This window comes from Ectopseudomonas composti, from assembly GCF_900115475.1.
GTDB lineage: Bacteria > Pseudomonadota > Gammaproteobacteria > Pseudomonadales > Pseudomonadaceae > Aquipseudomonas > Aquipseudomonas composti.
Window position 1 is genome coordinate 89,566 of sequence record NZ_FOWP01000013.1, and the last position, 13,837, is coordinate 103,402.

13 protein-coding genes are annotated in these 13,837 nt (G+C 59.7%); 5 read left to right on the forward strand and 8 right to left on the reverse strand.

Features of this window, described 5'->3' with window-relative positions:
* Positions 1–11 precede the first annotated feature (11 nt).
* Entirely contained in the window at positions 12–929 is a 918-nt protein-coding gene (yegS, locus tag BM059_RS20425) for a lipid kinase YegS (RefSeq protein ID WP_074941128.1), read from the reverse strand.
* Between the two features lie 176 nt (positions 930–1,105).
* On the opposite strand from yegS, the gene BM059_RS20430 reads away from it, so the two are divergent.
* Positions 1,106–1,804, forward strand: coding sequence for a pirin family protein (locus tag BM059_RS20430; RefSeq protein WP_074941129.1), 699 nt, complete (start codon positions 1,106–1,108; stop codon positions 1,802–1,804).
* Positions 1,805–1,932: 128 nt separating this feature from the next.
* On the opposite strand, the gene BM059_RS20435 is transcribed toward BM059_RS20430, so the two are convergent.
* From BM059_RS20435 to BM059_RS20445, 3 genes are all read right to left on the reverse strand, one after another.
* A complete protein-coding gene (locus tag BM059_RS20435; protein ID WP_074941130.1) occupies positions 1,933–3,492 on the reverse strand; it encodes an FGGY-family carbohydrate kinase in 1,560 nt (519 codons plus the stop codon).
* A gap of 121 nt (positions 3,493–3,613) precedes the next feature.
* Positions 3,614–5,191, reverse strand: coding sequence for a glycerol-3-phosphate dehydrogenase/oxidase (locus BM059_RS20440; protein ID WP_074941131.1), 1,578 nt, complete (start codon positions 5,189–5,191; stop codon positions 3,614–3,616).
* A gap of 2 nt (positions 5,192–5,193) precedes the next feature.
* Positions 5,194–6,789 carry an FAD-binding oxidoreductase gene (locus BM059_RS20445; RefSeq protein ID WP_074941132.1) on the reverse strand — a complete coding sequence of 532 codons (1,596 nt, stop codon included), beginning with the start codon at positions 6,787–6,789 and terminating at the stop codon, positions 5,194–5,196.
* Positions 6,790–6,915: 126 nt separating this feature from the next.
* Between BM059_RS20445 and gliR the strand changes: the two genes are divergently transcribed.
* Positions 6,916–7,950, forward strand: a complete 1,035-nt coding sequence (gliR, locus tag BM059_RS20450) for an AraC family transcriptional regulator GliR (RefSeq protein WP_074941133.1) — start codon at positions 6,916–6,918, stop codon at positions 7,948–7,950.
* On the opposite strand, the gene BM059_RS20455 is transcribed toward gliR, so the two are convergent.
* The 4 genes from BM059_RS20455 to BM059_RS20470 are packed head-to-tail and all read right to left on the reverse strand — an operon-like array spanning position 7,947 to position 10,415.
* A complete protein-coding gene (locus BM059_RS20455; protein WP_037000383.1) occupies positions 7,947–8,546 on the reverse strand; it encodes an HvfX family Cu-binding RiPP maturation protein in 600 nt (199 codons plus the stop codon). The two genes, gliR and BM059_RS20455, sit on opposite strands and share 4 nt — an antisense overlap.
* On the reverse strand, positions 8,543–9,262 hold the full coding sequence (locus tag BM059_RS20460; protein WP_074941134.1) for an HvfC family RiPP maturation protein: 720 nt from the start codon (positions 9,260–9,262) through the stop codon (positions 8,543–8,545). The genes BM059_RS20455 and BM059_RS20460 overlap by 4 nt, the downstream gene beginning before the upstream one ends.
* Positions 9,259–10,101 carry an HvfB family MNIO-type RiPP peptide maturase gene (locus BM059_RS20465; RefSeq protein ID WP_074941135.1) on the reverse strand — a complete coding sequence of 281 codons (843 nt, stop codon included), beginning with the start codon at positions 10,099–10,101 and terminating at the stop codon, positions 9,259–9,261. The genes BM059_RS20460 and BM059_RS20465 overlap by 4 nt, the downstream gene beginning before the upstream one ends.
* A gap of 20 nt (positions 10,102–10,121) precedes the next feature.
* Positions 10,122–10,415, reverse strand: coding sequence for an HvfA family oxazolone/thioamide-modified RiPP metallophore (locus BM059_RS20470; protein ID WP_074941136.1), 294 nt, complete (start codon positions 10,413–10,415; stop codon positions 10,122–10,124).
* A gap of 556 nt (positions 10,416–10,971) precedes the next feature.
* Here BM059_RS20470 and BM059_RS20475 point away from each other — a divergent pair.
* The 3 genes from BM059_RS20475 to BM059_RS20485 all read left to right on the forward strand — a co-directional run bounded on the left by BM059_RS20475 (position 10,972) and on the right by BM059_RS20485 (position 13,688).
* Positions 10,972–12,279 (forward strand): TIR domain-containing protein, encoded by a 1,308-nt coding sequence (locus BM059_RS20475; protein ID WP_083413310.1) that lies wholly within the window; start codon positions 10,972–10,974, stop codon positions 12,277–12,279.
* Positions 12,280–12,384: 105 nt separating this feature from the next.
* Complete coding sequence (locus tag BM059_RS20480; protein ID WP_074941138.1) at positions 12,385–13,023, forward strand: hypothetical protein; 639 nt, start codon at positions 12,385–12,387, stop codon at positions 13,021–13,023.
* Positions 13,024–13,103: 80 nt separating this feature from the next.
* Positions 13,104–13,688 (forward strand): GIY-YIG nuclease family protein, encoded by a 585-nt coding sequence (locus BM059_RS20485; RefSeq protein ID WP_074941139.1) that lies wholly within the window; start codon positions 13,104–13,106, stop codon positions 13,686–13,688.
* The last annotated feature ends 149 nt before the right edge of the window (positions 13,689–13,837 follow it).

Below are 13,837 nucleotides of genomic sequence, written 5' to 3' on the forward strand. Positions count from 1 at the left end.
GCGCGCAGCCATCATGCCTCAGCCCCAGACGCCTGACCAGCGAGCAGCGGCGAATGCCTGGGCAGATGCAAACGCAAGGCACCGGGTTGTGCGCTGAAGCGCAGGCGTTTGCTTTCCATCGGCTCGCCATCGAGGTTCAAGTCCAGCCCTTCCTGCGCTTCCACCTCCAGCCAGGGTAGTCGTGCGTTGACTGCGACGCTCTGAACGCCATGCATGCCGCCCGAGAGCAGCGTACCCAGGGTGCTCACCACATCCTGCGCCGCCGGCACGATGCACACGTCCAGCAGGCCGTCATCGATAGTCGCCTCCGGGCACAGCAAATGCCCACCGCCGGCCTGGCGACCGTTGCCGATCCCCAGGGCCAGAAATTCACCCTGCCATTCGAAATCCGGCCCGTGAAAACGCCCAGCGGCCGCGCGCACTTCGGAGAAGCGACTGAGCCCAGTGAGCAGGTAGGCGGCGCCACCCAGGACTTTCTTGAGTTCTTCCGGGGTATTGGCGGTGACGTTGGAGCCGAAGCCCCCCGTGGCCATATTGAGGAAGGCACGCTCACCGGCCATGCCGACGTCGACAGCGACCGGCTCGACCTCCAACAGCGCCAACGCAGCAGCAGGGGTCAGCGGAATGCCGGCGGCATGCGCGAAGTCGTTGGCCGTGCCCAGCGGCAGCAGAGCCAGGCTGGCGTCGCTCTGTGCCTTGACCAGCGCCTCGACCACATCACGCAGGGTGCCGTCACCACCACCGGCGATCAGCGTCGGGTAGCCGGCGGCCAGCCCTTCCTCGACCAGCCGCTCAGCGTCGCCACCTTCCCAGGTCAGGCGCACGGTCAGATCCCAGCCGCGCTCACGCAGGCCGTTCACCGCTGCCCTCACCTCATCGTTCAACGCCTGCTTGCCATGCAGGATCAACCAGGCTTTGCGTTCGCGCATCACGCTCCTCCTTGATGGAATCAGCGAAAGCCTAGTGCCTGGCTCTCACGAAGATTAATCAAATTAATAGATATTAAGGCTGCAAATATTGCGCTTTTAAATCGATCCTTCGAAATAGATCATAACCCCATCGACGTTGCACGGGACTTACCTCGTGCACGACTGGAGGATTGACCATGATCGATGTACGTCCGTTCGAACAACTCGGTGGTGCTCATCACGGCTGGCTCAACGCCCGTCACCATTTTTCCTTCGCCGAATACCATGACGCAGAGCGGATGAACTGGGGCCGCCTGCGCGTGTGGAACGACGACGAGATCGCACCACACTCGGGCTTCCCGCCGCACCCGCATCGTGACATGGAGATCATCACCTACGTTCGCGAAGGTGCCATCAGCCATGAGGACAACCTGGGTAACAAAGGCCGTACCGAGGCCGGCGACGTGCAGGTGATGAGCGCCGGCACCGGCATCGCCCACAGCGAGTACAACCTGGAGGATGAGACCACCAAGATCTTCCAGATCTGGATTCAACCGAACCAGGCCGGCCTGCCACCCTCCTGGGGCGCCAAGCCTTTCCCCAAAGGTGACCGCTCGGGATCGTTCGTCACCCTGGCCAGCGGTTACGAGGAGGATGTCGATGCATTGCGTATCCGCACCGACGCACGCCTGGTGGCCGCCACGGTCAAGGCCGGACAGAGCGCCGAGTACGCCCTGCAGCCGGGTCGCAAGGCCTATCTGGTGGGCGCAACGGGTGCCTTCAGCGTCAACGGTGTGGCCGTCAAGGCACGTGATGGTGTGGCCATCGCCGATGAAGTGCTAATCCGCATCGACGCGCAGGAAGACAGCGAAATCGTGCTGGTCGACGTCGCCTGATGCACAAACCATCGCCCTCCGCTCTGGAGGGCGACTTGTTTCTGTAGGGGGGGCTTTAGCCGCGATATTGATATTGCTCGTTCGCGGTTGAAGCGGAGCGCCGCCCGGCCCCTCCCACAACACGTTTCCTACGCCGGATAGCCGGTGATCTTGCGAATGCGCTGGTACAGCGGTTTGAGCTGGCGATACATGCGCTGATAGACCTGCCCGTAGAGCTGCTCGTAGGTGCGCTGCGCCGCCGGGTCGGGCTGGAAAACCTGGCCGACACGAGTCATCGCGGCGATGGCGGCCGGGTAATCGGCGTGCAACCCCAGGCCCACGGCACAATTGATCGCAGCCCCCAGGCCGCTGGTCTCGTACATGTGCGGACGTTCGGCCGGCAAACCAAAAATGTCCGCCGTCAGCTGCATCGCCGCGTCGCTCTGCGAACCACCGCCGGAAACGCGCAGGCGCTCGATACGGGTGCCGGAGCGTTTCTCGATACGTTCCTTACCCTGGCGCAGGGCATAGGCCAACCCCTCGAGGATCGCGCGGTAGAGGTGCGCGCGGGTATGCACATCGCCAAAACCGATGATCGAGCCCTTGGCCTCCAACCCCGGCTCGCGAATGCCCGGCGTCCAGTACGGCTGCAGCATCAAACCCATGGAGCCCGGCGGCACGGCGTTGACCAGTTCGTCGAACAGCGCCTCGGGCGGCACACCGAGTGCCTCGGCACGCTGCATCTCGCGCAGGCCGAACTCACGCTTAAACCAGCTGACCATCCAGAAGCCGCGATAGATCATCACCTCGGTGTTGAAGTGATCCGGCAATGCTGCCGGATAGGGCGGGATCAGCGGGATGGTTTCCAGATAACGGCTGCGTGTGGTGTTGATGGTGGCCGTGGTGCCGTACGAGAGGCACGCCGTGCCGGGCTCCAGCGCACCGGAGCCCAGCACCTCGCAGGCCTTGTCGGCGCCAGCAGCAATCAGCGGCAGGCCTTCCGGAATACCGGTATGGCGGCTGGCGGAGGCCGTGATATGGCCCAGTCGCTCGCCCGGCTTGAACAGTTCGGGCAGTTGCTCACGGCGTACCTTCAGCGCCTGCCACTTCCAGTCGCCGGGCGCGGCCCAGCGCAGGCGTTTGTAGTCGAACGGCAGATAGGCCACGCAACTGCTGGTGGAATCGACGAAGCGGCCGCACAGGCGATGGGTGAGAAACCCCGAAAGCAACAGCACCTTGTGCGTGCGTGCCGCAATGTCCGGCTGATGCTGGGCGACCCAGTTGACCTCGGCCTGGCCACGAAAATGATCGACCGCCTCTTCGGCGCGCACCAGCTTGAACAGCCAGCCCCACAGGCCCTTGATCCGCCCGGCCACCTCGGCACGACGCTGATCGAGCCAGAGAATCGCCGGGCGCAGGGGCGTGCCCTGCTCGTCAACATGAATGATGCTGCCGCGCTGGGTGGTGACGGCGACGCCGCGGATCAGGCTGCGGTCGATATCCACTTGCTGCCAGAGCAGGCGGCAGGCCTCACCGAGGCTGGCCCAGTAGTATTCAGGGTCCTGCTCGGCCCAGCCCGGCTGGCTGGAGAAATAGGGGTCGAGCTCGACCTTGCCCTTGGCGAGCAGATTGCCATTGGTATCGAACAGCAGCGCCCGCACGCTTTGGGTGCCGTTGTCGATGCTCAGCAGGTAGCTTGGTTCGCTCAAGGTGTGACCTCTGCTTGGTATGCACGGTATTGCTGTAGGAGCGAGCTCTGCTCGCGAACGGGGATGGCGCAAAAGCTTCGCGAGCAGAGCTCGCTCCTACGGAAAGTCGGCAGCGCCATCATTAAGTCTCTGGCAGGCTGTAACAGCGCCGCCATAACGCCAGGTAATCCAACTCCTCCTGCTGCCAGCGCGCATCACTCCAACCCAGTCGTGACTGACACAGCGTGCGGATACGCGGCAGCTCGGCGTGCCCGCCGCCCGCCAGCAACAGGCCCAGGCGCGTGCGCCGCAGTAACAGGTCGTCCAGGTGCAGCACCAGCTCGCCTTCGGCAGCCCAGGCCAGTTCGGCCCACAAGGTGGCGGTGCCAGCGACGCAGTCAGCGCCGATTTTCTCGATCAACCGCAGCACATCCTTCAGTTGCCGACCATGACGACCAAGCAGCCGGCGTTGCTGCGCCAGGCTCAGGTACGGCATGGCCGGCGGCGTGCAGGCACGGAATACGGCGCAGCCACGATCATCCACCGGCTTGCCGACGAACCCGGCACAGGCACGCAGCACCTCCAGCGCCAGCAGGCGGAAGGTGGTCAACTTGCCGCCAGCCAGGGTCACGCTGCCCGGTTCGCCCCACAGCGCATGCTCGCGCTTCTCGTCCGAGGGTTTCAGCCCCACGCGGCCGTCGCCCACCACCGGGCGCACGCCCGCCCAGGTCGACAGCACGTCAGCGCGACTCACCTGCGCAGTGGGAAATTGCTGGGCACAAGCGGCCAACAGGTAATCGACCTCCTCAGCGCTGATGGCGGCTTCACGATCCAGCGCCTCAGCATGATCCAGATCGGTGGTGCCGATCACCGTCGCGCCTTCCCAGGGGAAGACGAATACCGGTCGCCCATCGGCGACATGCATGAAACTGAAGGCATGCGCCACCGGCAGGCGCCAGCTCGGCAGCAGCAAGTGACTGCCACGCAACGGACGGATACAGCCATTGCCTGGCTGGCGCAGGCGATCAGCCCAGGCCCCGGTGGCTTGCGCCACGGCGCGGCTGCGCAGGCGATACCGCTCGCCCGTTTCCACATCCTCGGCGAGCACACCGACCACCTGCCCCGCCTCGCGCAACAACTCGACCACGCGCATGCCATTGAGCGCCTCGCCGCCTTCGGCACGCGCTTCGCCCAGCACGCGCTGCACCAGGCGGGCATCGTCGGTTACCGCATCGAAGAAGCGCGTGCCACCGATCAGGCCGTCCTCGCGGATGCCTGGCGCCAAGTAACGCAGTTGCTGCAGCGGGTAGAACAGGTGATTGCGCTTGCCGGCCAGCGCGTCGTAGAGGCTGAGCAGGCCGCCAAATACCTTCGGCCCAGGAAAACCACCGCGGTAGTGCGGCATGACGAAGCTCAACGGCTCCACCAACCCTGGCGCCTCGCCGAGCAGGCGTTGGCGCTCGCGCACCGAGTCGCGGGTCAGCCCCAACTGGCCCTTGGCGACGTAACGCAGGCCACCGTGCACCATTTTCGACGAGCGGCTGGAGGTGCCCCAGGCGAAGTCGCGCTGCTCCAGCAGCAGGCAGCGCCAGCCGCGCCGTGCGGCCTCACGCAGGATGCCAGCGCCGCAGATGCCGCCGCCGATCACCAGCAGATCCCAGTCGCGCGCGGCCAGCTCAGGCAGGGCGCGCGTGCGCCAGGTAGCGTTCCAGAGTTCCATGCTCAGTCCTGCAGCAACACGCCAGGCGCCAGGCGCTGGTCGGGGTCGAAATGCGTGGCCAGGCTGCGCAGCGTAGCCATGCCCAGCTCGCCCTTCTCTGCTGCCAGGTATGGCGCGTGATCGCGACCAACGCCGTGCTGATGACTGATGGTGCCGCGGTTCTCGGCGATGGTGCGGCTGGCTGCCGCCTTGAGCCGCTGCCAGCGCGCCATGGCGGCAGCGTAGTCGCTGCCGGGGCGGAACACGTAGGTGGTATAGATGCTCGAACCTTCGCCGTAGACGTGCGACAGGTGGGTGAAAACGTGCACCCGCTCGCCGTCGTCGGCCAGTTCATCACGCAGGCTGGCTTCGACCTTGTTCAGCAGGTTGTCGACGTTCGACCAGTCGGTAGCGGTTTCCAGGGTGTCCACCAGGTAGCCGCGCTCCCACAGGCCATGACGCAGGTAGGGGAAGCGGAAGCGGTTCTGTTCCCACTTCTTGCCCAGCAAGGTGCCGGTGAACACGCCGCCAAAGCCTTTCAGCAAGCGCCGTGCCTGTTTCAGCGAGGCAGCGTTCTGCACCCGGCTGCCGGTGACGCCGAAAGTCAGCATGCACTTGCCGTCACGGGCGCCGCGCAGGGCCAGGTATTTTTCCAGCAGCGCGATCTGCTGCGGGTGACCGGCCAGGGCCAGTTGGGTACGAGTTTCGATGGCGTTGGACAGGCGCAGCATGGACAGCGGCACGCGCGCCTGGACCAGGCTGCGAATGGCGCTCAGCGCCTGCTGCCAGTTGGGCAGGAACACCGCGTAGAAACGCTCCTGTTCGGCCAGGCGACTGATGCGCACACGCACCTCGGAGATCACCCCGAAGCGCCCTTCCGAGCCCATCACCAGCTCGCGCAGATCGGGCCCAGCGGCCGAGGCCGGGAAGGTGGGAATCTCCAGGGTGCCGGCGAAAGTTTCCAGCTTGCCGCCGGCGAACAGTTGCTCGATGCGCCCGTAGCGTAGCGACTGCTGGCCGCTGGAGCGGCTGGCGACCCAGCCGCCGAGCGTCGACAGCTCCCAGGACTGCGGGAAATGCCCCAGGGTGTAACCACGCGCGCGCAGTTGGCTTTCCACCTGCGGGCCGTTGGCGCCGGGGCCGAAGGTGGCGATCAGGCTATCTTCGTCGACATCCAGCAGGCGCGTCATGCGTTCCAGCGACAGGGTCAACACCGGGCGCTGGCCGGCCTGCGGGTTGATGTGGCCGGCCACCGAGGTACCGCCGCCGTAGGGAATCAGGGTCACGTCATGCTGCTGCGCCCAGGCCAGCACATCACGAATTTGCTCGGCGCTTTCCGGGCAGGCCACGCCATCGGGAAACAGGCCGAACTCACCGGAGCGCATCGCCAGCCAGTCCGGCAGGCTCTGGCCACGGGCGTGGCGCACGCGCACTTCGGCGTCCTGACAGATCAGTGGATGCGGCGCCAGACGCGACGCCGGCACGCGCGCCAGCACATCCTGCAGGCTGGCGTCGGCCAAACGCTGACCCGACCCGACCAGCTCGGCGAGAAAGGCCTCGCCATGGGCCGGCAGTTCCACTTCGGTCGTCTCGTCACCCCATCCGTTCCAGCGTCGCATCGCATCCCCCCATTCCGATCAGCACTTATGGCTGCCTATACTAGCCAGCCGCCGATTTCCGTCACTGTCGAATCGGGACAGGCTATATCGCCAATCAAGACAGGCATCGCAGAACAAGAAGAATCCATGGAAAACCTCGGCTATACCTCGGTTCCCGCCCTGCTCAAATACCTGCGTCAGGCCGAACAACTCGGCCTGGACGTCGACCGCGTCCTGGCCGCTGCCGGCATAGACGCACAGGACCTGGCCGACAATGGCAAGCGCATGCCCAGCGAGGTGCATGAGCGCCTGCTGGCGCATCTGCTGGAGGTTTCCGGTGACCCGCTGTTCGGCCTGCATGCGGCGCGTTTCGTGCAGCCCGGCTCGTGGAGCGTGCTCGGCTACATCGCCATGAACTGCGCCACCCTGGGCGAGGCCATGGGCCGCATCGTGCCCTACGAGAAACTGGTGGGCGACATGGGCACCAGCCGTATCGAGGCGGCGGAGGATCACGTGCGGCTGATCTGGAGCTGCCGTCACCAGGCGCCGGACGTGCGCCGCCACATGGTGGAGAACGTGCTCGCCTCCTGGCTGGTGTACGCCCGCTGGATCGCCGACTCCGAACATTCGCCGCGCGAGGTCTGGTTCGAACACGCGCAACCGGCCACCACTGACCTCGCCGAATACCGGCAGCTGTTCGGCTGCCCGGTGCTGTTCGAACAACCCTGCAATGCCCTGCTGGTGCCGCTGGACTACCTTGGCGTACCGCTGCGCCAGGCCGATGCCAACCTGCTGCGCACGCTTGAGGAACATGCCCTGACCCTGATGGCCGGGCTGGACGACGACGAGCCGCTGCCACGCCGGGTGAAAAACGCCCTGCGCCTACTGCTCAAGGACGGCCTGCCGCGCAAGGAACGGGTGGCAGAGAAGTTCGACATGACCGTGCGCACCCTGCAGCGCCACCTGCAGCAGGCCGGCACCAGCTACCAGCAGATCCTCGACGAGCTGCGCCAGGAGCTGGCCGAGCACTACCTGTTGCGCAGCGACCTGGCGATCCAGGACATCGCCTGCTACCTGGGTTTTACCGAGTCACGCTCGTTCCACCGCAGTTTCAAGAGCTGGACCGGGCAGACGCCGGGCGAATTTCGCGAGAGCCGGCGCCGGGACAATCCGCTGGGCTAGCGCGAAACCCTGAAGCGTCGCGCCAGCCAGTAGTCGATGCTCAACCAACGCCCTGCCCCGCTGAAGAACAACGCCACCAACATCACCAGGTAGGTGGCGGCGAACTCGATACCGTTGTTCAGCACCACGAACTTGCCACTACCGGTCAGCCAGTCGTAATTGCCGTGCTCGCGCAGAATGCCACGCGCTCGTTCGAGCTTCTCCGCCGCAGCCAGCACACGCTCGTTGGCAAAGGGCGCCGACGGGTCGGCAATCGCCTGCCAGCCATAGGGCCAGTGCACAGTGAAGATCGCCACCAGCATGGTGACGATCAGCGGAATGCTGATCCAGCGAACGGCAAAGCCGAACAGCAGCAGGATGGCGCCACCGGCCTCGGTCAGCGCCGCCGCCCAGGCCAGCAGTTCGGGGAACGGTAGGCCAAGGCCCCAGTCGGGGTTACCGAACCAGGCGGCAGTGGCATCGATATCGGAAAGCTTCTGCATACCGGCCATCCAGAACACCGGTACCAGATACAGACGCAGCAATAGCGGACCGATGAAGTCCAAGCGTCGAGAGGCCTCCAGCGCATCCTGAAGACGATTGAGCAGAGTGATCATGATAGTGACTCCTCGGAGTACGCAAACCAGATATCGCGCGCCTGCCAGTCATCCAGCAGCGCGTGGGCGTTGTCGAAATAGGTGCGATCAGCGGCCAGGCCATGCGCTGCGGCCAGCTCCAGTTGAGCCTGTACAGGCGGCTCGCCGGCTTGCAGGCGCAGCGCCAGCTGATAGGCGAACGGCGTCAGCTGCATGAAGCGCACCTGATCCTGCGCATCGCGCCAGACCAGCAAGCAGGTCGGCTCTGGTGGCGGCTGCGTGGGGCAGTGATCGACACCGATCATCTGCACCGGCCAGCAATAGGCCAAGGGCCAGGCCAACGGCGACCAGCCGCGCTCGGGCAACTGCGCGTCGCTGACATCCAGCGCCAGCTCGACCCATTCGTAATGCGCCAGCTCCAGCATGAACGCAGGGTCGTCAGGCTCGGCGCGGTAGCCCTGCTGCAGCCAGGCGATGAACTCCTGGCTGATCTCGAGAAAGTACGGCGTGCTCGCCCGATGCTCGGCGAAGAACACGCGCAGCAGCCGCTGCCAGCGCTCGGCCCCGAGAACCCCGCGCAGCACCGGAAAGGCGCCGCCAACCAGGCTGGCGACGTTGTTGAAGAACAGCTCTTCGTAGATCGCCATGCGCTCACTGGTGATACCCGACAACAGCGGCTGCGCCTCAGGCTGACGAATACGTGCAGCGAAGTCGCGCTGCTGCTCGATGCCGCTCATGTGCCGTACCTGCTCAGCGGTTGCACGGCCTGTTGCAGGCTGCGGATGTGCGCCAGCTCGGCATACAGCTCGGCCAGCGGCGGGAAGTTGAAATCGCGCTCCAGCAGCGTTGGGCGCACGCCATGCTGCGCGTAAGCGCTGCTCAGCAGTGCCCACACCGGGTCGATGACAGGCGCACCGTGGGTGTCGATCTTCAGGTCTGCCGCCTGATCGTAATGACCGGCGACGTGCAAATAGGCGATGCGCTCACTGGGCATCGCGGCGATGTAGGCCTCGGCATCGAAGCCGAAGTTCAGGCTGTTGACGTAGACGTTGTTGACGTCCAGCAACAACTGGCAGTCGGCACGCTCCAGCACGGCGCGAACGAAATCCGCCTCGTCCAGCTCGCCGGGCAGGCGCGCGTAGGCCGAGACGTTCTCGATGATCAGCGGCCGCTCCAGCACCTCCTGCACGATGCGCACGCGCTCGGCGATGCGCAACACCGACTTTTCGGAAAACGGCAGCGGCATCAGGTCATACAGCTGGCCATCGTCGGCGCAGGCCGACAGGTGTTCGCTGTAGGCCAGCACGCCATGCGCGTCGAGAAAGCCCTTGATGGCGTGCAGCAACTCCAGATTCAGCGGCGCGAAGCCGCCGAGGTTGAGGGACAGACCATGGCACAGCATCGGCCGGCGTTCGCTCAGGGCGCGCAACTGCTTGCCCAGGCGGCCACCGACACCGATCCAGTTCTCCGGCGCCACTTCGAGAAAGTCGGCGCCGCTGGCCTCATCACCGATCAACTCGGCGAGCAGCCCGCGACGCAGGCCAAGGCCGGCGCCGGTGAGGTTTGCGAGTTGCATGATCCGTCCTCCCCTCGCCCTTACTCGCTCTTCTCGCCGCCGCACTTGCCTTCGCCGCATTTACCCTCGGCGTCGGCCTTCTTCTCGGTACCACACTTGCCCTCACCGCACTTGCCTTCCTTGTCGGCTTTCATCTCGCCACCGCATTTGCCTTCACCACAGGAACCTTCCTGCGCCTTCTCGGCAGCAGCCAGGCTGTAGCCGCTGGCCAGCTCCTGCGCAGCGAAGGGGTTGCTCGCGGCGTGGGCAGTGAACGCCATGGAAGTCAGCAGCGCGGCGCCCAGGGTGGCAGTCAGGGTATTGAGTTGTTTCATGGCATCTCTCCATCGGTTTCGAATGCGGGGCCAGGTTGGCGCCCTCGCAGCAATGGACGAGGCAGGGATGCGGGCGTTACAGCGAGGCCAAAATTTTTCGTAGGCCGGATGAAATCCGGGGGCGCTTTGCTGGCTACCAATCGCGGCTACGACTGCATGAATGTGGGAGGTGGAGCGAAGCAGGTTGCCAGAGCCGAAAGCCCCTTCCACAGATACAGAAACATCCACCGCACCGTTGGGAGGCGCTTCAGCGGCGATGCTTTCGATAGCCAGCGGCACGAACAGCCACAAGCAAAACGGTAGATAAAGAAAGCGTCACCCACCCTACGAACGGTGTACCGAGACGTAGTGCTGGAGCCAAAAGAGGAGGTCAAGCGAATGCAGCCGACTGCGAGTGCATAGCGGTAAGACTATGATCGGGAGGACTTTTTCGCGCAAAGCGGGATGGTGCGGTGCTAGGTGGAAGGCTCTACTATTAAATTAGCACCCTAACCACCACTGCTACCATTAGCTGCTTAGTGCAATTAAACATCAATCAAACGATTAGCTGAGAACAATGAATAAAAATATATTTTTGTCATATTCATGGTCTGACATGGAGATAGCCGACCAAATTGAAAAAGATTTAAGTCATTTACAACTTAACTTAAGAAGGGATGTTCGAGACCTAGCTTACAAATGCAGCATATCCAGCTTTATGGAATCAATACGCGAGTCAGATTTCGCGATCTTGTTAATAAGTGACAGCTATCTGCGCTCAAAAAACTGCATGAAAGAAGTATTACACTTACTTAAAGACAGAAACCACGAAGATAAAATACTACCCATCATCGTCAAAGGAACAGGCATTTACTCGACAACCGATAGACTAGCGTACACTAAGCATTGGCTTCAAGAGCAGGAGAAACTTAAGGAAATCATTAATTCTTTACCAGCCACCTCCGTCATCAATGAAATATCAGAACTAAAGACAGTAGAAGCAATTACATCATCAATAAATAATTTCCTAACATATATCAGCGACAATAAAAATCTAACTTTTGACGAGCTTAAGGCAGAAAGCTATTCATCAATTTTAGATAGCTTAGGCGGCGTAAACATTTCGCACCTAGTGGAGCTACTGAATATATCCTTCATCGACGATATTGATGAAAAAGAGATTGCACTAGATCAGTGGTTTGAAAAATATGAACCAACCTCCGATGCGTACTCCATACGAGCCAGTATAGCGTCAGCAAGAGACAACATAAAAAAGGCAGAGTTTAATTTTAACAAAGCCATAGAGACCAATGAAAACAATGCCTACGCCCTAAACAACTATGGCTACTTATTATACAGACTAAATATTGAGCACGAAAAAGCCAAACAGCTTTTTGAAAAAGCCATTTCCGCCATGCCTAACTTAACTGAAGCCAGACTAAATCTAGGGGTTTTGTTAACGCGCCACTTTGATGAATACGAACTAGCCAAAGAGCAGTATGAAACAATAATTACTTACAATCCCGCTGAAGCCAGAGCTTATGCCAACCTAACGAATTATTATAAAGTTCGCGGAAGTAACAACAAGCAAAATCAACTTAAAATTGCAGAGCTCTATGAAAAAGCAATTGAATTGAATCCTAACTACCTTGAAGCACACATGGCTCTGGGTAGTCACTTATCAGAATTTCTAGGTGACCATGATAAGGCTGTCGCACATTACGATGAAATGTTGCGTATTGACCCTAAATCGCATGAGCTTGTTACAACACTAAAACAAAGAGTTGACTTTCTTCGCCAACCCAAAGCAAATGAAAAACAACCTAGAAATGAGCTCTGCAATTGCGGCAGTGGTCTAAAATACAAAAAATGTCATGGCGCATAAGTAAGTATGCCTGCACAAAAGGGGACAGATTTATTTATGGCGCAATACTATCAACCTAAGAATAAATCTGCCCACCTTTCTTCAGTTTAAAACCATCGAGAAAATATGAAAAAAGATACCCAGCGCGGCTCCGCCGTCGTAAGCGTTTTGAAATCCGATTCAGTAGTTAGCGTAGGAAAGGATTTTTTGGAGCTTGGAATAGACGCTGTGCTTGAATCTGGCGCACTCAAAGACATCCCGCTTGTGAATACCGTAGTTGGTATATTCGGTGCGGCTGGCTCCGTAAGGGATCATCTATTTGTCAATAAACTCATTCGCTTCATGAGTCAGCTTTCGGAAATTCCGCAAGAAGAACGAATAGCAATGGTTGAGAAATTGAATGAGGACAATAAGTTTTCCGGCAAAGTTGGTGCGACCTTAATTGAGATTCTTGACAGAATGGAGAGCGAAAAAAAACCCGAACTGTCGGCAAAATGCTTTGCAGCATTCGCAAGAGATGAAATTTCCTTTGAGGAGTTCCGCCATATCTTGTTCGCGCTTGAGAGAGTCCCATCCTTTGAAATCGGAAAATTAGAGCAATTTTCCAAGTCGACAATTGACGAGTCGCTACAAATGGACGAGTCAGTTTTACTCTCATTTGTAAATGCTGGCTTGGGTAAAAATAACGGCGGCTTCGACGGCGGCGCAATTATTCCAACGAGCCTATGCAAGACTTTTGTAAAGGTCTGTATATATGCAGCCTAACAAGTCACTCAAATCGATCGCTCCACTCGCTGGGACGGGCTAAAGCCACCTTAATTAAACGCTAGAAAAAAGGAATCCTTATGAGCGAGATGAGAAACGAAGTAGTTCGTTATTTTTTTGAGAACTATTTCGGGGGAAACATAGAGCAAGCGATAAAAGCCACAGGCTATACTCACATACAGTTCCGGAAGTGGTTAGATGGCTCATTAGCCCCCCAAAAAAACACTATAGAATATATTGCGCATTGCATATTTACTCCGGAATTCAGAAGAATCGCGGAGTATTATGAATTTCACCCTGAAGAAAAAATCATGCCCCAACTAAAAAATATGCTTGGAGGGCATGCTGACAACCCAGGAATTTATGCATTCTATGATTCCATGGGCAACTTGCTTTACATTGGCAAAGCGGCAACGAGCCTTATTAAAGAATGCTATCAATCAATAAGACAGGAAGTTTCAATCAAATTTCCATCCGGAATCAAAAACGCACCCCAAAAGCGATATGAGATAACAAAATATATCTCAGCATATGACGTTGGAAACTCTAACTGGATTGACTATCCGAAGCATGTGGAATCATTAATACTTCGAATTTCAAAGCCACCTTTAAACAAAATAATTGGTAGCCTAGAGCCTGCGTTCTGTAAAGAGGACGAGTGCTAACAATCGCAAGCACGGCGACGGCTTTTACATCACGGTTGCACCTTCATTATAAGGCCACGCGTACCGAGGCCGTTATTCACGGCAGGAACAAGCAAGTATCCCAACCAAACACCGCAAACGGTGGATGATAAAAACGTCGGCTACGCGCC